At 28.4% G+C, this 19354-nt stretch carries 17 protein-coding genes; 15 read left to right on the forward strand and 2 right to left on the reverse strand.

Translation table 11 applies throughout. From position 1 onward, the window contains the following. Nucleotides 1-36: 36 nt before the first annotated feature. The 4 genes from KI686_RS00100 to KI686_RS00115 all read left to right on the forward strand — a co-directional run bounded on the left by KI686_RS00100 (nt 37) and on the right by KI686_RS00115 (nt 4566). Entirely contained in the window at nt 37-426 is a 390-nt protein-coding gene (locus tag KI686_RS00100) for a hypothetical protein (protein WP_237587190.1), read from the forward strand. A gap of 26 nt (nt 427-452) precedes the next feature. Beyond that, complete coding sequence (locus KI686_RS00105; RefSeq protein WP_237587191.1) at nt 453-1988, forward strand: YifB family Mg chelatase-like AAA ATPase; 1536 nt, start codon at nt 453-455, stop codon at nt 1986-1988. Nucleotides 1989-2226: 238 nt separating this feature from the next. After that, complete coding sequence (locus KI686_RS00110) at nt 2227-3417, forward strand: pyridoxal phosphate-dependent aminotransferase (protein ID WP_237587192.1); 1191 nt, start codon at nt 2227-2229, stop codon at nt 3415-3417. Between the two features lie 3 nt (nt 3418-3420). Further along, nucleotides 3421-4566: an AEC family transporter gene (locus tag KI686_RS00115; RefSeq protein ID WP_237587193.1), complete on the forward strand. Its 1146-nt coding sequence runs from the start codon at nt 3421-3423 to the stop codon at nt 4564-4566. Between the two features lie 110 nt (nt 4567-4676). Here KI686_RS00115 and ahcY read toward each other — a convergent pair whose 3' ends face one another. Next, a complete protein-coding gene (gene ahcY, locus KI686_RS00120; protein ID WP_237587194.1) occupies nt 4677-5990 on the reverse strand; it encodes an adenosylhomocysteinase in 1314 nt (437 codons plus the stop codon). Between the two features lie 63 nt (nt 5991-6053). Between ahcY and KI686_RS00125 the strand changes: the two genes are divergently transcribed. From KI686_RS00125 to KI686_RS00145, 5 genes are read left to right on the forward strand one after another with little or no spacing between them, the layout of a single operon-like run. Further along, complete coding sequence (locus tag KI686_RS00125; RefSeq protein WP_237587195.1) at nt 6054-6683, forward strand: 4'-phosphopantetheinyl transferase family protein; 630 nt, start codon at nt 6054-6056, stop codon at nt 6681-6683. A 42-nt stretch (nt 6684-6725) separates the two neighbouring features. Continuing rightward, the gene (locus KI686_RS00130; RefSeq protein ID WP_237587196.1) at nt 6726-7064 is read left to right on the forward strand and encodes a 5-carboxymethyl-2-hydroxymuconate Delta-isomerase; all 339 of its coding nucleotides are present in this window, start codon (nt 6726-6728) and stop codon (nt 7062-7064) included. An 8-nt stretch (nt 7065-7072) separates the two neighbouring features. Further along, complete coding sequence (locus KI686_RS00135) at nt 7073-7816, forward strand: phosphoglycerol geranylgeranyltransferase (RefSeq protein WP_368735861.1); 744 nt, start codon at nt 7073-7075, stop codon at nt 7814-7816. 6 nt (nt 7817-7822) lie between these two features. Further along, the gene (gene pnuC, locus KI686_RS00140; RefSeq protein WP_237587197.1) at nt 7823-8446 is read left to right on the forward strand and encodes a nicotinamide riboside transporter PnuC; all 624 of its coding nucleotides are present in this window, start codon (nt 7823-7825) and stop codon (nt 8444-8446) included. Further along, on the forward strand, nt 8416-9012 hold the full coding sequence (locus KI686_RS00145) for an AAA family ATPase (RefSeq protein WP_237587198.1): 597 nt from the start codon (nt 8416-8418) through the stop codon (nt 9010-9012). Before pnuC ends, KI686_RS00145 begins: the two co-directional genes overlap by 31 nt. Before the next feature lie 114 nt (nt 9013-9126). Here the strand turns inward: KI686_RS00145 and KI686_RS00150 are convergent, their stop codons facing one another. Next, nucleotides 9127-10218 carry a TlpA disulfide reductase family protein gene (locus tag KI686_RS00150; RefSeq protein ID WP_237587199.1) on the reverse strand — a complete coding sequence of 364 codons (1092 nt, stop codon included), beginning with the start codon at nt 10216-10218 and terminating at the stop codon, nt 9127-9129. A 452-nt stretch (nt 10219-10670) separates the two neighbouring features. Here KI686_RS00150 and KI686_RS00155 point away from each other — a divergent pair, with 452 nt between their 5' ends. From KI686_RS00155 to KI686_RS00180, 6 genes are all read left to right on the forward strand, one after another. Next, nucleotides 10671-13013 (forward strand): TonB-dependent receptor, encoded by a 2343-nt coding sequence (locus KI686_RS00155; RefSeq protein ID WP_237587200.1) that lies wholly within the window; start codon nt 10671-10673, stop codon nt 13011-13013. A gap of 164 nt (nt 13014-13177) precedes the next feature. Next, nucleotides 13178-13993 carry a hypothetical protein gene (locus tag KI686_RS00160; protein ID WP_237587201.1) on the forward strand — a complete coding sequence of 272 codons (816 nt, stop codon included), beginning with the start codon at nt 13178-13180 and terminating at the stop codon, nt 13991-13993. Between the two features lie 186 nt (nt 13994-14179). After that, nucleotides 14180-15568 (forward strand): MBOAT family O-acyltransferase, encoded by a 1389-nt coding sequence (locus tag KI686_RS00165; protein WP_237587202.1) that lies wholly within the window; start codon nt 14180-14182, stop codon nt 15566-15568. Between the two features lie 6 nt (nt 15569-15574). Continuing rightward, nucleotides 15575-16441, forward strand: coding sequence for a hypothetical protein (locus KI686_RS00170; protein ID WP_237587203.1), 867 nt, complete (start codon nt 15575-15577; stop codon nt 16439-16441). Nucleotides 16442-16630: 189 nt separating this feature from the next. Then, complete coding sequence (locus tag KI686_RS00175) at nt 16631-18673, forward strand: M13 family metallopeptidase (protein ID WP_237587204.1); 2043 nt, start codon at nt 16631-16633, stop codon at nt 18671-18673. 166 nt (nt 18674-18839) lie between these two features. Next, nucleotides 18840-18908: a DUF885 domain-containing protein gene (locus tag KI686_RS00180; RefSeq protein WP_237587834.1), complete on the forward strand. Its 69-nt coding sequence runs from the start codon at nt 18840-18842 to the stop codon at nt 18906-18908. Nucleotides 18909-19354: the final 446 nt, after the last annotated feature.

Here is a 19354-nt window from a genome sequence, read left to right on the forward strand (position 1 = left end):
TAATTACAGTATATTTATATCAGATTTACTGTAATTATGAAAAAATATACTACATTATTTATAATATTATTTGTTGGCAGTTATTGCTTTTCTCAGCAAAATACTGCCAACAAATCTTTTTTCCCGACAAGTATTTACACCATAAACTTTCAAGTAAACACTAACAAAACACCTTCTTATAGTTCTATTAAGAACAATTTAAAACTTAAAGAAAACTACAAATTTACTACGGTTTCTTTTGAAGATATTGATAGCGGAGAGTTTAATATATCTAGCAATAATCTTACAGCAAAATCTACACGTTTTATCTATGATGATTATAAAAGTTATAGAGACGAAAACCTTTTAAAAGGATTTTTTAAAAAATACGATCTTACCAGATGGGATCCTATCAACTTTAAACAACCTAAACCTAACGTTAATTAATTTTCTTTATCTTTAAAGAAAAAAGAATGCTAGTTAAAGTTTATGGGTCTGCAGTTTTTGGTATAGAAGCAACTACAATTACTGTAGAAGTAAATATAGATAAAGGAATCGGTTATCATTTAGTGGGTTTACCAGACAATGCCGTTAGAGAAAGTTCTTACAGAATTTCTGCCGCTTTAAACAACAACAATTACAAACTTCCTGGTAAAAAAATTATCATAAACATGGCGCCTGCCGATATTAGAAAGGAAGGTGCTGCTTACGATTTAACTTTGGCTATGGGAATTTTAACAGCCTCAAATCAAATTAAATCTGATAATATTGAACAATATATTATTATGGGCGAACTTTCTTTAGACGGAAGCATACAACCCATAAGAGGTGCATTGCCAATTGCCATAAAAGCCAGAGAAGAAGGTTTTAAATACTTTATTCTTCCTAAAGAAAACGCTAAAGAAGCGGCAATTGTAAATGATATTGAAATTCTTGGAGCTACTAATATTATAGAGGTAATAAATCATTTTAATGGCGATGAAATTATTAAACCTACAATTGTAGATACAAGAGCCGAATTTTACAAGAATATTGACTTTCCAGAATTTGATTTTTCTGATGTAAAAGGACAAGAATCTATAAAAAGATGTATGGAAATTGCTGCTGCTGGTGGCCATAACATCATCCTTATTGGTCCTCCAGGATCTGGTAAAACAATGTTGGCAAAAAGACTACCATCTATTTTACCACCAATGACATTACATGAAGCTTTAGAAACTACAAAAATCCATTCTGTTGTTGGCAAAACAAAAAATGAAGGATTGCTATATCAACGTCCATTTAGAAGCCCACATCACACAATATCTAATGTTGCTCTTGTTGGTGGTGGTCAATACCCTAGACCTGGAGAAATTTCACTGTCTCATAACGGAGTTTTGTTTTTAGATGAATTGCCAGAGTTTAAAAGAGAAGTTTTAGAGGTAATGAGGCAACCTTTAGAAGATAGAGAAGTTACCATTTCTAGAGCAAAATTTACAGTTACTTATCCAAGTAGTTTTATGTTGGTTGCTAGTATGAACCCGAGTCCGAGTGGTTTTTTTAACGATCCAAACTCTCCAATGGCCTCAACACCACAAGAAATGCAACGTTATTTGAGTAAAATATCTGGCCCTTTATTAGACAGAATTGATATTCATATAGAAGTAACACCTGTTCCTTTTGAAAAATTATCAGAAGAAAGAAAAGGAGAATCATCTGTAGAAATAAGAAAACGTGTAACTGATGCTAGAGAAAGACAATCTTTAAGGTTTAAGAATTTAGCAAACATCCATTATAATGCACAAATGAATGTAAAACAAATTAGAGAATTTTGTAAATTATCCGAAGAGAGTTTAACACTTTTAAAAACAGCTATGGAAAAATTAAACCTTTCTGCTAGAGCGTATGATAGAATCTTAAAAGTATCTAGAACTATAGCAGATTTGACTAATGAGCAAGATATTTCTCCCAATCATATTGCAGAAGCAATACAGTATAGAAGTTTAGATAGAGATGGTTGGTTAGGGTAAAATTTCTATTTTTAAAAATCTATCTTTTTAGATTTAAAAAAAGGAAATCACAACATTAAAATACAAAATACACAATAAAACAAGCTTTTTAATGAGATTTAAATACGAAAAAAAACATTTAACTTATTTTTTTTATCAAAAAAATAAATTTTTATGATTATTATTAAGTTTTTGATACCATAAAAAAGCAAATAGTTTTCTAATTTAGTGCAAATTAATTCTTATAATTTATCCTAAAATGAAAACAACAAATCTTAGTAGACGTGAGTGGTTAAAAAAAGGTACTTTAACTATAGGTGCAATGGCTTTAGTCCCTCATGATATCTGGAGTAGAAACGTATTAGCAGCTCAAAAAGAAGGTAGAACTTTTTTATACAGTTCTAATAATTATTTTAATGAATTTACGCCTCCAATTGTAAAAGAAGAGAGTGCTTTAACAATATTAAGATCTAACGAAAACCCTTACGGACCACCACCAAAATCTGCAAAAGCTTTTCAAGACGAAGTTTTTAGCGGAAATAGATATGCTTGGAAAACTTTAGGTAATTTAAAAGAACAAATTGCTAAAAATGAAGGAATAGATACAAACCAAATTTTAATGGGACCTGGTTCTTCTGATTTATTAGAAAAAGTAGCTATGGTTTTCTTTCAAGAAGGTGGTAACGTTATTAGTGCAGACCCAAGTTACATGTCTTTAATTGTTGTTGCAAAATCTGTTGGTGGAAATTGGAAATCTTACAAATTATTAGAAGACTCTCAGCACGATTTAGATGCTATGGAAGCAGGTATTGATGAAAACACAAAGTTAGTTTACATCTGTAACCCTAACAACCCAACAGGTTCTATAACTGATGCTAAAAAATTAAGAGATTTTTGTAGTAGAGTTTCAGAAAAAGTACCTGTTTTTGTTGATGAAGCTTATTTAGAATTGTCTGACAACGGATTAAAAGACTCTATGAATACTTTAGTTGCAGAAGGTAAAAACGTAATTGTTGCAAGAACTTTTTCTAAAATACATGGTATGGCTGGTTTAAGAATTGGTTATGCTATTGGTAAAAAAGAAACTTTAGATATTATTAGCGAGATTACTCGTGGAGGAATGGGAATTACTGGTCCGTCTATTGCTGCAGCAGCAACAAGTTTAGAAAATCAAGACTTTTTAGATTCTTGTAAAACTAAAATTGCCGATGCTAGATTGTATACTATGAAGTACTTAAAAGAAAATAACTTTTCTTTTTTACCATCAGAAACCAACTTTATTATATTTGAAATACCTATGGAAGGTAAAGAATTTTTAAAGAAAATTTATGCTAAAAATGTAGCTGTAAAATCTTTTAAATTTTGGGATAAAAACTGGTGTAGAGTAAGTATTGGTACTATGGATGAAATGAAAATTTTTACCAAGGCTATGACCGAAATATTTGCCTAATTTATGGATGGAGCATTAGAAAAATCAATTTCTTTTATTTTATTCATAATAATAGGAGTAATCCTTAAAAAGAAAATTTCTACAGGAGACGAAACAAACGGATTAAAAAAAATAATTCTTTCACTTGCTTTACCTGCTACAATATTTATCGCTTTATTAAAAGTAAAGGTTGATGGTAACTTAATTCTTTTTCCAATATTAGCATTAGGTTTTAATGTAATACTTTTTGCTATTACACCTTTACTCTTAAAGTTAATTGGTATTGATAGTAACTCAGATAAAGGAAGAAGTGCTAAGTTATTAATACCATCTTTAGCACCTGGTTTATCTTGTTTTCCTTTTATATTAGAATTTTTAGGTGACGGATCTTTAGCAAAAGCTGCAATGGCAGATTTAGGAAACAAATTTTTTGTACTCTTTTTGCTTTATTTAGTTGCATTAAAATGGCATTATAAAAATGCAGATTTTGAAGCCAACTCTTTAAAATCTAAACTAAAAGGACTTTTAAAAGCTTTATTATACGAACCTGTAAACATGTTTATAATAGTAGCTTTAATTTTAGTTTCTTTTGGTATTACGTTTGATAAAATTCCTAATTTTTTATCGATGACGTTAAGTAGACTAAGTTTTATTATGACACCTTTAGTTCTTCTTTTTATAGGTTTAGCAGTTAAGATTAAAAAACAACAATTTTTTCAATTGTTTTCTTTATTACTTTTAAGAGCCTCTTTTACTCTATTACTAATTGCTGCAATAATATCTTTTGCAGATTTATCAATTAAAAAAGATATTTTAGTAATGATTGCTTTTGGTTTGAGTTCTGCTAGTTTTTGGCCTTTTGCACATATTTCTGCAATACACCTAAAAGAGAAAAAAGAAGAAACTGTAGAAAAAACGTTTGACACTAACTTTGCTTTATCAATATTAGCTCTTTCGTTACCTATTTCTGTTTTATTAATTTTAGGAATATTAACAGCTGGTAATACTTTTACAGAAACAAATAATATTTTTATTCTTTGTGGTATATTATTTTTTATAGGAATTTTATATCCTATTTTAAATAAAATAAAACAAAATATATCTGCTAAAGAAAGCTCTATCAGTTCTATTAGTAGCGAAAATAAACATCAATTTTCTGCGGATAAATAATTGAAAAATAGATTATAAAAAAACAACCCTTTCAAATTAATGAAAGGGTTGTTTTTTTTATTAAAATACTCTTCTACCTTTTTAAAAAAAGATAAGACAGTTTTACTTTTTTAGTATCTGTAATGCTCTGGCTTATAAGGACCATCTACTGTTACACCAATATAAGATGCTTGATCTTCTCTTAACTCTGTTAACTCTACACCAATTTTTGCTAAGTGTAATTTTGCTACTTTTTCATCTAAATGTTTTGGTAACATATATACATCATTTTTATAAGCGTCTGCATTGTTCCAAAGTTCTATTTGAGCCAATGTTTGGTTTGTAAATGAGTTAGACATTACAAAACTTGGATGCCCTGTTGCACAACCTAAATTTACTAAACGTCCTTCTGCTAAAATAATAATGTCTTTACCAGCAATATTATATTTATCTACCTGAGGTTTAATAGTATCTTTAGTGTTACCATGGTTTTTATTTAACCAAGCCATATCTATTTCATTATCAAAATGCCCAATGTTACATACAATAACTTTGTCTTTCATTGCTTCAAAATGACGACCTTGAATAATATCTTTATTACCAGTTGTTGTAATAATAATATCAGAATTTGCTACAACTGTTTCTAATTTCTTCACTTCAAAACCATCCATTGCAGCTTGTAAAGCACAAATTGGGTCTATTTCTGTTACTGTAACAATAGAACCTGCTCCTTTAAAAGAAGCTGCTGTACCTTTACCAACATCTCCATAACCACAAACTGTTACTCTTTTACCTGCTAACATAACATCTGTTGCTCTACGAATTGCATCTACAGCAGATTCTTTACAACCATATTTGTTATCAAATTTAGATTTTGTAACAGAATCGTTTACATTAATGGCTGGCATTGGTAACGTTCCGTTTTTAACTCTTTCATATAATCTATGAACCCCTGTAGTAGTTTCTTCTGATAAACCATTGATTCCTGCAGCTAATTCTGGATATTTATCTAACACCATGTTTGTTAAATCTCCACCATCATCTAAAATCATATTTAATGGTTTTTTATCTTCACCAAAGAATAACGTTTGTTCTATACACCAGTCAAACTCTTCTTCAGATAATCCTTTCCATGCATAAACAGCAGTTCCTGTTGCAGCAATTGCAGCAGCAGCTTGGTCTTGAGTAGAAAAAATATTACAAGAACTCCAAGTAACCTCTGCACCTAAAGCCTGTAAAGTTTCAATTAAAACTGCAGTTTGAATTGTCATATGTAAACATCCAGCAATTCTAGCTCCTTTTAAAGGTTGTTCATCTTTATACTCTTCTCTTAAAGACATTAAACCTGGCATTTCTGCTTCTGCCAATGTAATTTCTTTTCTTCCCCAATCTGCCAAAGAAATATCTTTAACTTTAAATGGTACGTAAGCTGTTGTTGTGCTCATATTATGTATCTTTATATTCTATTTTTTGCAGTTGCAAAGTTACAACATCCATTTTAAAAAAGTATGCCTCTTTATAAAAGTTTAACGGTTAACAAAAATACTAAAGTATTAATTTGGAAGATTGAAGAATCTTTTAATCAATTAAAAACAAACATTTTACTTACAGATAAAAGTCAGAATCGTTTAAACGGAATGAAATCTGATTTACACCAAAAAGGTTTTTTAAGTGTTAGACATTTACTTAAAGAAGTTGGTTATTCTGATAAGGATTTAATCTATGATGAATTTGGAAAACCACATTTAAAAGACGGAAAACAAATTTCTATTACGCATTCTTTTACTTTTTCTGGCTTAATTATTTCTGATGATGAACAACCTGTTGGTATTGATATTGAAATGCAACGTGATAAAATTTTAAAAATTGCACATAAATTTACACCTGTAGAAGAATACAAAACCATTGCAAACCATGATGCTTTAATAAGCAAACTAACCATTGTTTGGGGAGCAAAAGAAAGTTTGTATAAAATCTATGGAAAGAAAAAATTACGTTTTTTAGAAAACATTTATATAGAAGATTTTAAGTTTTCTGATAAAAAAACTTCTGGAGAAATTAGATACAACCATACAACCTCAACTTATAAAATTGAATTTTTAGAATTTGAAGGTTTTACCTGTGTTTTTGCTTATTAAAATTATGCTTTTTTTAAATTAATCAATCTTAATAAAAAATAAATGCCACATTGTATCATTGAATATTCTAATGATTTAGAAACTCGTAATAAAATATCTAAAACTGTTAAGGTTGTAAATCAAGAACTAATAAATTCAGAATTGTTTGATAACACAACTATAAAAACAAGAGCTTTGCCAATAAAGGAATATTTGGTTGGTGGTAAAAAAACTTCTTTTATACACACTACTATAAAGTCGCTACAAGGAAGAACAGACAGTCAGAAAAAAATATTAAGTAATAAAATACTTAATGTTTTATCAGTAGAATATACATTTGTAAAAAATATTTCTGTAGAAATAATTGACATAAATCCAAACACATATTCTAAAAAACAATAATTTAAATCGTGAATATTTATCAAGACATTTTATCAGCAAAAATAGCAGGCAAAAAACTATTGGCTGTTTTAATTGATCCCGAAAAAATAAACCTTGAAAATATTCCTTCATTTTTAAATAAAGTACATCAATCTATTGCAACCCATATTTTTGTTGGTGGCAGTACAGATAAAAATCATCAAACAGAAAATGTAGTAATCGCCATAAAAAAAGCAACTCATTTACCTGTTGTTTTATTTCCTGGTGATGTTGCTCAAATCACACAAAAAGCAGACGGAATTTTATTTTTAAGTTTGCTTTCTGGTAGAAATCCCGAATATCTGATTGAGCAACAAATTAAAGCTGCTCCTTTTTTAAAAAATACTGATTTAGAAATTTTACCAACCGGTTATATTTTAATTGACGGACAAAAAGAAACTGCAACACAAAGGGTCAGTAGTACCAAACCAATTGCTCAAACAAGCATAGAGTTAATTATAAACACAGCTTTAGCCGGTGAATTTTCTGGAAAAAAGCTAATTTATTTAGAAGCCGGTTCTGGTGCAAAAGTACCTGTAGATGAAAATACGATCTCTATTGTAAAGAATAACATATCTATTCCGTTAATTATTGGCGGTGGAATTCGCTCTAAACAACAAATAGAAAACACTTTTAATGCTGGTGCAGATATGATTGTTATTGGTACCGCATTTGAAAATAATGAATCTTTTTTTGAAGATTTAAAAAGCTCTAAATTTACCCAATACAATTAAAACAAAATGTTAGAAATTTTCGATTTTCTTTTTGGTCAATATAAAGAATATTCTGTTGTAGACATCACTCTAGAAATTATTGCTGTAATTTTTGGCTTTTTATCTGTTTGGTATTCTAAAAAGAATAAAATTTGGGTTTTTCCAACAGGTATGGTAAGCACACTAATTTTTGTTTATCTACTTTTAAAATGGGAACTTTTAGGTGATATGATGATTAATGCTTACTATTTTATTATGAGCATTTATGGTTGGTATGTTTGGACATATAAAAGTGATGGAGAACATGAAACACCAATATCTACAACTACTTTAAAAGAAAAAAAACTAAGCATTCTTATTTTTATAGCAACACTAATTTTTGTCTACGGTGTTTATACTTATTTCGAAAAATGGACAAGTTGGACCGCTTATGTAGATACTTTTACAACAGCAATTTTCTTTGTTGGTATGTGGTTAATGGCAAAACGAAAAATAGAAAATTGGATTTATTGGATTATTGGTGATATTATTTCTACACCTTTATACTTTTACAAAGGTTTTACTTTTACAAGTATTCAATATTTAATATTTACTTTTATAGCAATATTTGGTTATTTAGCATGGAAAAGAAACTTAAACAAGACCCAATAAATTTAGTGAAAGTTGTTTTATTTGGGCCAGAATCTACTGGCAAAACAACTCTTTCTCGTCAATTAGCACGCTATTACCATACTGTTTGGGCACCAGAATTTGCGCGTGAATACCTTCAAAAAAAATGGAATAATGAACGCAAAACTTGCGAATCAGAAGACTTAATCCCCATTGCTATTGGGCAAATGAAACTAGAAAATAAACTAGCAAAAAGAGCAGATAAAATTCTTATTTGCGATACAGATTTATTAGAAACAAAAGTTTACTCTCAAGAATTTTACGGTGGTTTTGTTGATGAAAAACTAGACAAAGCGGCCAACGAAAATAAATACGATTTGTACCTCTTAACATACATAGATACTCCTTGGGAAGAAGATGATTTAAGAGACAGACCAGAACAACGTTTAGAAATGTTTAATGCTTTTGAAACAGCACTAAAAAAACACAACAGGCCATACATTTTGTTAAAAGGAGACAGAGAAACTCGTTTAAAAGAAGCAACAACAGCTATAAATAAAATCATCAAAGAAAAAGAAGATTTATACTCTTTTTCATCGATTCTTTAATCGGTCTAGACATGCATTTATGCACCAAAATAGGTTTTAGCAATTCTTTTAATTATTAAAAAAAGCGTTAAGAAAAAAAACTAAGTTAGATTAAAAGAGAAAACTAAAAATTAGTTATTCATCTAATAAAACACGATCTAATTCTTCTTCTAAATCATCATGATATTCAACCCTTTTTAAAACTTTCCCTTCTTCGTTAATAATAAAAGTAATTGGTATTGATGATACGTTATATTGTATAGAAACCGGATCAATATCTGCCTTAGTAAGATTAGAAAAATTAGGCCAATTAATATTCAGTTTATCACTTGCGTTTTTCCACATTTTTTTATCAAAATCAAATGAATAACTTACAATCTGGAAATTTTTGTCTTTGTATTTTTCTATTAATAGAGGAAACTCTTCTTTTATTTGCTTAATACAAGGAGGGCACCAACCTGCCCAAAAATCTAACAATACTACTTTCCCTTTAAAATCGCTTAACTTTACTTCTTCTTCCTTTAAGTTTTTTCCGATAATATCTATAATATTACCACCTTCTTTAATTTTTTCTAAATGTAAAAAATCATCCAATATTTTTCCGTAACTAGATTTTTTTAAGTTTAAAGAAAGTTGACTAAAATAGTCTTCTAGTTCTTCTTTTTTTAAAGAAAATCTTTTTAAAAGAATTTCTGATAAAGAAAAATAATTATTCGGATTCTCTAAAATAAATTTTAGAGAAGTATTATAAATAGAATCTATAAATTGTTTGTGTTGTTCTTCAGAAATAGTTTTAGATTGTTTTTTTAGATACATTTCTCTTTGTCTATCCTTTAAAGGCTTCAAAAAAATTTTATAACGAAGTGCTATTTTATTTGTTTCACTCCCTTTAATAATTTTATTAAAATCATTATCTTTTTTTAATAGCTCTTCTTTAGAAGAATTTATTGTAATTTTTTTGTTTTCCAACCAAAAAGAAAAACTAACACCTGTAGATGGGCTATTTATAACAACATTTGTAGGGTCACTTAATTCTCCTTTAAAAGTAAATTTATTATCTATAACAATTGTAGAGTCTAGGTTTTTATAAGTATTAACATTAAATAAAATTACTTTTGCACTGTCTTTTAAACCTGTAATATTTGCTTCTATAGTATAACCACTTTGTTTTTTTTGACAAGATACTAAGCCAATTATAAGAAATAGAATTGCAATACTTTTTTTCATTTTTATAGTTTTTGATTTCTAAAGATAAACAAATAATAACAACTACAAAATCAAATCATTACGCAACCTATTTTAATAAAACCAGCAAACAAGCTTAGCCCTGATTGAACGGTGTGTTTGAGCTCTTTTTTAACCTTTTTAGGGTAAAAAAAGCGAGTAGTGAAAGCAGGAGACAGCTTCTAAAAATTTAAAAAATCTACTTTTTTGTTTTCTATTAATTTTTTACAGTATACATTTGCACCGTTCTCATAAAGGGGTGCTGTAAAAGGCTGAGATCATACCCAACGAACCTAGAACAGATAATGCTGTTTAGGGAGGCGATAATCGCCATTTTGTAAAACATATCATTAAAAAGGTTATTTAGTTAACTTACAAATAATGATAAACATTAATTATTCAATATTAATTACAAGAATAATTGCCTCTTTTTATTCGTTTTAAAATTTTTTAAAATGAAAAAAATCTCATTTTTTTTATTCTTGTTTGCCAGTTTACTTGCAAACGCCCAATCACTTACATTAAAAGGAAAAGTGATAGATGAAAATAATACTTCTTTACCAGGTGCAACTATTTTGGTAAAAGAAAACAACAAAGGTACTTCTACTGATTTTAATGGAAATTTCAGCATAAATTTAGAAAAAGGAACCTATACAATTCAGGTTTCTTTTATTGGCTACACAACCGTTTCTAAAGAAATTACTTTAGTACAAAACAAAGAAATAAACTTTGTTTTAAATTCTAATGAAAATGTTTTGGAAGAAGTGTTGGTTTCTGCTGTTCGTGTAAACGCAGATGTACCAGTTACGTTTTCTAACCTATCCAAAAAAGAAATTGCAACGCGTAATTTAGGGCAAGACATACCTGTTTTACTAAATTATTTACCTTCTGTAGTTTCATCTACAGATGCGGGTGCAGGTGTTGGGTATACATATATGAGTGTACGTGGCTCTAACGGAGAAAGAATTAATGTAACCGTTAACGGAATACCTTATAACGATGCAGAAAGCCATGGTTCTTTTTGGGTAAATTTAGGTGACTTTGCTTCTTCTACAGAAAACCTACAATTGCAACGTGGTGTTGGTACCTCTACAAACGGTTCTGGTGCTTTTGGTGCAAGTTTAAACATTTTAACAGATGCTGTTGCAGAAGAAGCCGGAGGAGAAATTTCTAACTCATTCGGTTCTTACAACACTAAAAAACATACTGTAAAATTTACTACTGGTAAAATTAACGATCATATAGAAATTGCAGGGCGTTTGTCTAAAATTTCTTCGGATGGTTATGTAGACAGAGCTTTTTCTGATATAAAATCTTATTATTTACAAGGTAGTTATACTGATGAAAATACCTTAATAAAAGCGGTAACTTTTGGTGGTAAAGAAGTTACATACCAAGCTTGGTACGGTTTAACTGCAGAAGAATTAGAAGAAGACAGAAGACAAAACCCGTATACTTATGAAAACGAAGTTGATGATTACGGACAAAACCATTATCAATTACACTGGAATGAAAAATTAAACGATAATTGGTCTACAAACTTAGGTTTAAACTACACAAAAGGATCTGGATTTTTTGAGCAATACAAAGCAGAAGAAGATGCTGCAGACTTTAACAACTTAATTGTTGATGGTTCTGATGTTATTGTAAGACGTTGGTTAGACAACGATTTTTATGTAGTAAACTTTAATGCAAATTACAAATCAGAAAAACTAAATTTAATTTCTGGAATTTCTTATTCTGATTATTCTGGAGATCATTTTGGTGAAGTTATTTGGGGATCTGATTTGGCAGAAAATGTAAGTATTAGAGATCAATATTATTTTTCTGATGCTAAAAAAACAGACTTTTCTATCTTTACAAAAGCAACTTTTGATATTAGCGAAAAACTATCTGGTTACGCAGATATTCAGGGGCGTTTTGTAGGTTATCAAACACAAGGTTTAACTTCTGATAGAGATGCTATTGATGTAGATGCTAACTTCAATTTTTTCAATCCAAAGGTTGGTTTATCATACAAAATTAACGACGATAATAATTTATACACTTCTTTTGCTGTTGCTAACAGAGAACCTAATAGAAACGATTTTGAAGGCGGGGTTACAACTCATGAAACTTTAAATGATTTAGAATTTGGATGGAGATTAAAATCTGAAAACTTTAAATTAAACACCAATGTTTATTATATGAATTATAAAAATCAATTGGTGTTAACAGGTGCTTTAGATGATGTTGGTGCACCAGTAAGAGCAACCTCTGGAGATAGTTATCGTTTAGGTTTAGAAATTGATGCAGATATTACTATTTCTAATCAATTATCAATAAAACCAAATGCTGCTTTTAGTTCTAATAAAAATAGAGATTTTTATTCTCAAATTGATGGAACTTTACAAAATTTAGGAAATACAGATTTATCTTTTTCTCCGGATATTGTTGCAGGAAACTTATTTATTTATACGCCTGTACAAAACCTACAATTTACTATCTTATCTAAATATGTTGGCAAACAATTTATGAGTAATTTAGGAAGTAGAGTTTCTGAAAATGATGTTTTAGATAGCTTTTTTACTTCAGATTTTAATATTGTTTATCAAATTAACCCAAATAGAATCTTTAAATCTATTGTATTTACAGCTTTGATTAATAACATCTTTAACACAGAATATGTAGACAGAGGTTATTATGGTACTTATGATGATACTTGGTCTGTAGCTGGAGAAACTACAACATTAGATTACGCTGGTTATTACCCACAAGCAACAACAAACTTTTTAGTAGGTGTTACTTTAAAATTTTAAAAACTTAATGATTAGAAAAAGGAAGAAATCTCAGGTGTAAAACTTGAGGTTTTTTCATTTTTATAGACATTTCTTATTACAACTATAAGTTAAGTATATCTTATACAAGCAAATATTTTTATTACTTTTCTTAACTTATCGGAAATCAAAAAAACATAATAATTATGAAATTTTTAAAATTTATCGCACTTATTTTGTCTTTAACATTTATAATAAGTTGTAAAAAAAGTAAAGAAGAGGCATCTAAAGAAATAAGCACACAAATTGATTCTGTTAGTAAAAAATCTAAAATTTATTTAACACCTCTAACGGATTCTCCTTCTTATTCGGATGCTAAATTGACACTAAACACTCCTAAAACCATTAACTTTAATGAAGAGGATGATTTTAGTTTTAATTTTAAGCTAGAAAACTACACACTTGGTGATCAAACAAATAGTAATAACACAGAAAAATTAGCAAATTCTAATAAAGGACAACACATCCATTTTATATTAGACAATCAACCTTATTCTGCTCATTATGAATCAAACATAAAAAAGGAAATACCAGCAGGAACACATCATTTAGTCGCTTTTTTAAGTAGATCTTATCATGAATCTGTTAAAAACGACAATTCTATGGTAGTAAGAAAATTAGTTGTTGGAGAAAATGCAACAGATAGTTTAAATATTGATATTGATGCACCAACATTAATCTATAGTAGACCAAAAGGCACATACACAGGTAAAGATACAGAAAGTATACTTTTAGATTTCTTTGTTTTAAATACCGAATTATCAGAAACTGGTAATAAAGTAATAGCTACTATTAATGGCGAAGAATTTACCATAACAGAATGGATTCCTCATGTTATCTCTGGTTTAGAGATGGGAGAAGTTACCATAAAATTAAAATTAGTTGATGCAGAAGGAAATGTTATACCTGGGCCTTTTAACACTGTTGAACGTAAAATAATGTTAAAACCTACTGATAAATAAAAATCTATTAAAAAGAGAGTATCAACTTATAATTTTTGTTGCTTATTTTCTAATATTTTAATTAGATAAAAAACAAGTCTCAAGTATAAAAACTTGGGACTTTTTGTTTAATTTTTAATCACAAATAACTAAAATCAGAAAACACCTTTCTTAAAAACTTAATTTTATTATTTTTACCTAAAAAAGATGCTATTTAACTCAATTGATTTTGCAATTTTTTTACCTATTGTCTTTGTGCTTTATTGGTTTATTACCAATAAAAATCTTAAACTTCAAAATTTTTTAATTGTAGTTGCTAGTTACCTTTTTTATGGTTGGTGGGATTGGAAATTTTTATCACTAATTCTGTTTAGTACACTAGTAGATTACTCTATCGGTAGAGGACTTTTAAACCAAGAAAATGCTTCTAAAAGAAAAGTTTTATTATGGCTTAGCATCGTTGTAAATCTAGGTTTTTTAGGTTTTTTTAAGTATTACAACTTCTTTATAGACAACTTTACAGCTGCTTTTACTTTTTTTGGAATGAATATAAAAGCAAGTTCTTTAAATATTGTTTTACCTGTGGGTATTAGTTTTTATACATTTCAAACATTAAGTTATTCTATAGATGTTTATAAAAGAAAGCTAGAGCCTACTAAAGATTTTATTGCATTTGCTGCCTTTGTTAGTTTTTTTCCGCAATTAGTTGCAGGTCCTATTGAAAGAGCAACCAATCTTATTCCACAAATTTTAAATAAAAGAAAATTTGATAAAATTGAATTTATAAATGGAATTAAATTAATTATCTACGGTTTTTTTCTTAAAATATTTATAGCAGACACCCTTGCTCCTATTGTAAATGATATTTTTAATAATTACGAAAATGTATCAGGAGGAACATTAATACTCGGTGCTATATTTTTCTCTTTTCAAATCTATGGAGACTTTGGTGGTTATTCTAAAATAGCAAGAGGAACATCTATGCTTTTTGGCTTTAACTTAATGGAAAACTTTAATTTCCCTTATTTTTCTAGAAATATTGGTGAGTTTTGGCGACGTTGGCACATCTCTTTAAACACCTGGTTTAGAGATTACTTATACATCCCTTTAGGTGGTTCTAGAAAAGGAAAATACAGGTCTTTATTAAACATTTCTATCATTTTTCTAGTTTCTGGTTTTTGGCATGGTGCAAACTGGACTTTTATTGTTTGGGGAGCATTGCATTCGCTGCTTTTTATTCCTATCTTTTTATCAAACAACAACAGAAAATATTTAGGGCCTTTTAAATTTGATAAATTAAATTTTGATAAACTTAGACAACTATTCGGTATTTTATCAACCTATATATTAGTAACATTTGCTTGGATTTTCTTTAGATCAGACACAATAACAGATGCGGTAAAATACATTCAAAAAATCAATTTTAATTTCGATAATTATCTTGGTTTTCTTTGGATAATTTTAATTGGTGTAATTGTAGATATATTAATACAGTTTCCTAAATATAATAAATTATTATATCCTTTAATGATAGGTGCATTTATTGCGGCAGCTTTTTCTAGCACCAAATCAGAATTTATTTATTTTCAATTCTAAAAAACGATGAAAAAATTTATATTAAATACTTTCTTAATACTTATTTCTTTTATTCTTTCTTTTGAATTGATTGCCAATCTTTCTTCTAAAGACAATGTACTTAGGGTTACAACTGATACTTTTTCTGTTAGCACCTCATCTATTAATAAAAATATAAAAGATGATGTTTATTTTCTTGGTGATAGTTATGCAAGCACAGCTTATGCTAAAGAAAGTTATCCTATTTTATTTAGAGATTATTTTAAATCTAGAGGTTATAACTTTATAGATTTAACAAAATCTTCTACAGAATTGGTAGATCATAAAATTGTTTTAGATTCAATTGGCAAACTAAATCCTAAATTTATAATTTACTTTTATAATATTAGTGATATTATTTCTCGCACTCAAAACTTACCTCCAATAACACAAAAATCAGTTGTAAAGAATGATGAAAAAGCTACAGAAACCAATAAAATTCATGTAAAAAATATTATCAAAAACTCTGCTTCTCTTCTATTTTTTAAAGAAAGTATCCAGTATTTATCGTTAACATTTACAGGTAAATTTTATCCTGGCACAACTGCATATAATTTTCCTAAAGATAATTTAAAAGACAAAGAATACTTAAAAAATTACTTTAATTCTATTAATGCAGAAAATGTTTTCATTTTTGTAAACACACCTTTTACTGCTGGCGGAAGTCCAAAAAACTGGGAACAATATCAAATGTTTAAAGAATTTAGTAAAGACGCCAATTATCATTTAATTCAATCTGTAGATATTATTAATGATGCTAAATATGCAGAATCTTTTAGAAATAGTCATCCAAACCAAGAAGCTATCAAAATTATAGCATCTACACTTATTAAAGAATTTGACAAAATAAAATAATTAAAATAACTTCATAAAAACAAAAAAACTCAAGCTTAGGCTTGAGTTTTTTGTTTTTAAACAACTGATAATGAAATAGGTAAAATACCTATATATTGGTATTGACAATGCTAATAAAACCATATAACTTTGACAAATAGCATTATAGAAATTAAAAAAGAACATTAACCAATATTAAAACTAACGAGTATGAAATCAAAATTTGTAATTAAAATTTTACCTCTGTTTTTATTGATTATCATAATCAGTTGTAAAAATAATATTAAAGAAAAGAAAGAAACGCCACTTGCCTCTGGAGTGTTAACAGAATATATGGATACTTCTGTAAAACCAGGTGATAACTTTACATCTTATGTAAATGGCACTTGGATGAAAAATACTGAAATCCCTTCGGATAAATCAGCATACGGTATTGGATATATTTTATATGAAGAATCAGAAAATCATATCAAAGAAATTATAGAAGAATCTGCCTCTAAAGAATATAAAAAAGATTCTGATGAACAAAAAGTAGGAGACCTTTATAAATCCTATATGGATATTGAAACAAGAAATAAATTAGGAGTTTCTCCGTTACAACCTCAATTTAATAAAGTCGATGCCATAAAAAATTATGATGATTTGGCCTCTTATTTTGCCTACGCTAATAAATATGGCATCAATATACCCTTTTCTTTATTTATCTATCAAGATTTTAAAAACCCTACAATTTATAGAATGTATACTTGGCAAGATGGTCTGGGACTACCAGACCGTGAATATTATTTAAAAGATGATGAACGTTCTAAACAAATAAGAATTAAATACACTGAACATATATCTAAAATGTTTGCTTTAGCTAATTTACCTAATGCAGAAAAAGCTTCTTCAATAATAATGTCTATTGAAACCGCATTAGCAGAAAAGCACTTAAAAAAAGAAAAGACTAGAGATTTGGTTAATCTTTATAATATGTTTTCAACTGATAGCCTTTCTATTATTATGCCTAATTATAATTGGGATACCTACCTTAATGAAGCTGGTTTAAAAAATGAAAAAAAACTTGGAGTATTAATGTTAGATTACATGAAAGCTTTAGACAAAATCATTACATCAACAAGTATTTCTAATTGGAAAATATATTTAAAATGGCATATTCTTAATAAAAACGCTTCTAAATTAAATGACGATATATCTAATCAAAATTTTGAATTTTACAGTAAAGAACTTCGTGATATACCACAGCAAAGACCTTTATGGAGACGTGGAGTTACAATTGTTAATGATGCTTTAGGAGAAGTTGTAGGTAAAGTATATGTGAAAAAACACTTTCCACCAGAAGCAAAAAAAAGGATGGAAGCACTAGTAACAAATTTATTAAAAGCTTATGAGCAAAGTATAAAGGAACTAGATTGGATGAGTGATGATACTAAAAAAGAGGCTTTAGATAAACTGAATAAATTTATGCCTAAAATAGGATATCCAGATAAGTGGAAAACTTATGATGTTGATATTAAAGCAGATGATCTTTTTGGTAACCTACAAAGAGCTGCTCTTATAGAATATAACAGAGCAATCTCTAAATTAGGACAACCAATTGATAAAACAGAATGGGATATGACACCTCAAACTGTAAATGCTTATTATAACCCTACATTGAATGAAATTGTTTTTCCTGCAGCTATTTTACAACCTCCTTTTTTTGATTTAAATGTTGAAGATGCTGTTAATTATGGTGGCATAGGAGCTGTTATTGGTCATGAAATAGGACACGGTTTTGATGATATGGGAAGTACATTTGACGGAGATGGAGCTATGCGAAACTGGTGGACAGAAAAAGATAAAGAAGAGTTTAAAAAACGGACTTCTACCTTAGTTTCTCAATATAATTCTTATGAAGCCTTGCCTGGCTTAAATGTTAATGGTGAATTTACTTTAGGGGAAAATATCGGAGACTTAGGTGGTCTTAGTATTGCTTTAAAAGCCTATAAAATATCACTAAATGGTAAAGAACCTCCTGTTATAGATGGATTTTCTGGAGAGCAAAGAGTTTTTATAGGTTGGGCTCAATCATGGAGAAGTAAATCTAGAGCTGAAGCGTTAAGAGTTCAAATAAATACAGACGAACATTCTCCTGCTAAATTTAGGGTAAATGGTGTAGTTAGAAATATTCCAGAATTTTATTCTGCTTTTAATATTCAAGAAAATGACTCTCTGTATTTGCCACCAGAAAAAAGAGTTAAAATATGGTAATCTATTAAGTAAAACATAATAAGTATTTTTAATTAACTTTCATAAAAAAAACTCAAGCTTAAGCTTGAGTTTTTTTGTTTTTAAAATGCTAATAATCAAATATATAGAATACATATATATCACTTAGCTCGGACAAGCTTTAGCTTACAAAATTGGAAAATTAAAAATAAAAGAGTTACGCAAGAAATCTGAAAACACTCTTAAAGAAAAATTTGATATTAGAGCTTTTTCATGACGTACTATATAGGTAGTGGTGCTCTAACATTTGATGTATTAGAAAACAATATTAATAATTGGATTGATGAACAAATAAAAATCTAATAATAAAATGCTTTAAAAAATACCTATAAATGAGTATTGTCTTCCCTTAAAATTTAATATAGCTTTGATAACTAATGATATAAGTCATTAAAACGACATCATATCATGGGGAAGTTATCAAACCTCACTAAATCGAAATAAAAAAGAGAGCAAAATTGCTCTCTTTTTATCTTACTCAAATTAAGTTTCAAGTCAAAATTAATTAGTGTTTACAACCAATTAATTTACCTAAAAGTAGATTGTTAATCAATCACTATAAAGAACTTTGTATTTTATTATAAGAAAGTATAAATAAAAAAAAGGATATCTTCTAAAACAATAAATAAAACTTAAAAGTAATTATTTTTTTTCTATAGGTAA

It is taken from the genome of Polaribacter sargassicola (assembly GCF_021991835.1).
GTDB classification, from domain to species: domain Bacteria; phylum Bacteroidota; class Bacteroidia; order Flavobacteriales; family Flavobacteriaceae; genus Polaribacter; species Polaribacter sargassicola.

Bases quoted from the DNA above. Each gene is read 5' to 3' on its own strand.
- KI686_RS00100 (WP_237587190.1), top strand. From the start codon at position 37: ATGAAAAAATATACTACATTATTTATAATATTATTTGTTGGCAGTTAT.
- KI686_RS00150 (WP_237587199.1), bottom strand. From the start codon at position 10,218: ATGAAAAAAAGTATTGCAATTCTATTTCTTATAATTGGCTTAGTATCT.
- KI686_RS00160 (WP_237587201.1), top strand. From the start codon at position 13,178: ATGAAATTTTTAAAATTTATCGCACTTATTTTGTCTTTAACATTTATA.
- KI686_RS00175 (WP_237587204.1), top strand. From the start codon at position 16,631: ATGAAATCAAAATTTGTAATTAAAATTTTACCTCTGTTTTTATTGATT.
- KI686_RS00105 (WP_237587191.1), top strand. From the start codon at position 453: ATGCTAGTTAAAGTTTATGGGTCTGCAGTTTTTGGTATAGAAGCAACT.
- ahcY (WP_237587194.1), bottom strand. From the start codon at position 5,990: ATGAGCACAACAACAGCTTACGTACCATTTAAAGTTAAAGATATTTCT.
- KI686_RS00130 (WP_237587196.1), top strand. From the start codon at position 6,726: ATGCCACATTGTATCATTGAATATTCTAATGATTTAGAAACTCGTAAT.
- pnuC (WP_237587197.1), top strand. From the start codon at position 7,823: ATGTTAGAAATTTTCGATTTTCTTTTTGGTCAATATAAAGAATATTCT.
- KI686_RS00165 (WP_237587202.1), top strand. From the start codon at position 14,180: ATGCTATTTAACTCAATTGATTTTGCAATTTTTTTACCTATTGTCTTT.
- KI686_RS00115 (WP_237587193.1), top strand. From the start codon at position 3,421: ATGGATGGAGCATTAGAAAAATCAATTTCTTTTATTTTATTCATAATA.
- KI686_RS00170 (WP_237587203.1), top strand. From the start codon at position 15,575: ATGAAAAAATTTATATTAAATACTTTCTTAATACTTATTTCTTTTATT.
- KI686_RS00125 (WP_237587195.1), top strand. From the start codon at position 6,054: ATGCCTCTTTATAAAAGTTTAACGGTTAACAAAAATACTAAAGTATTA.
- KI686_RS00110 (WP_237587192.1), top strand. From the start codon at position 2,227: ATGAAAACAACAAATCTTAGTAGACGTGAGTGGTTAAAAAAAGGTACT.
- KI686_RS00145 (WP_237587198.1), top strand. From the start codon at position 8,416: ATGGAAAAGAAACTTAAACAAGACCCAATAAATTTAGTGAAAGTTGTT.
- KI686_RS00155 (WP_237587200.1), top strand. From the start codon at position 10,671: ATGAAAAAAATCTCATTTTTTTTATTCTTGTTTGCCAGTTTACTTGCA.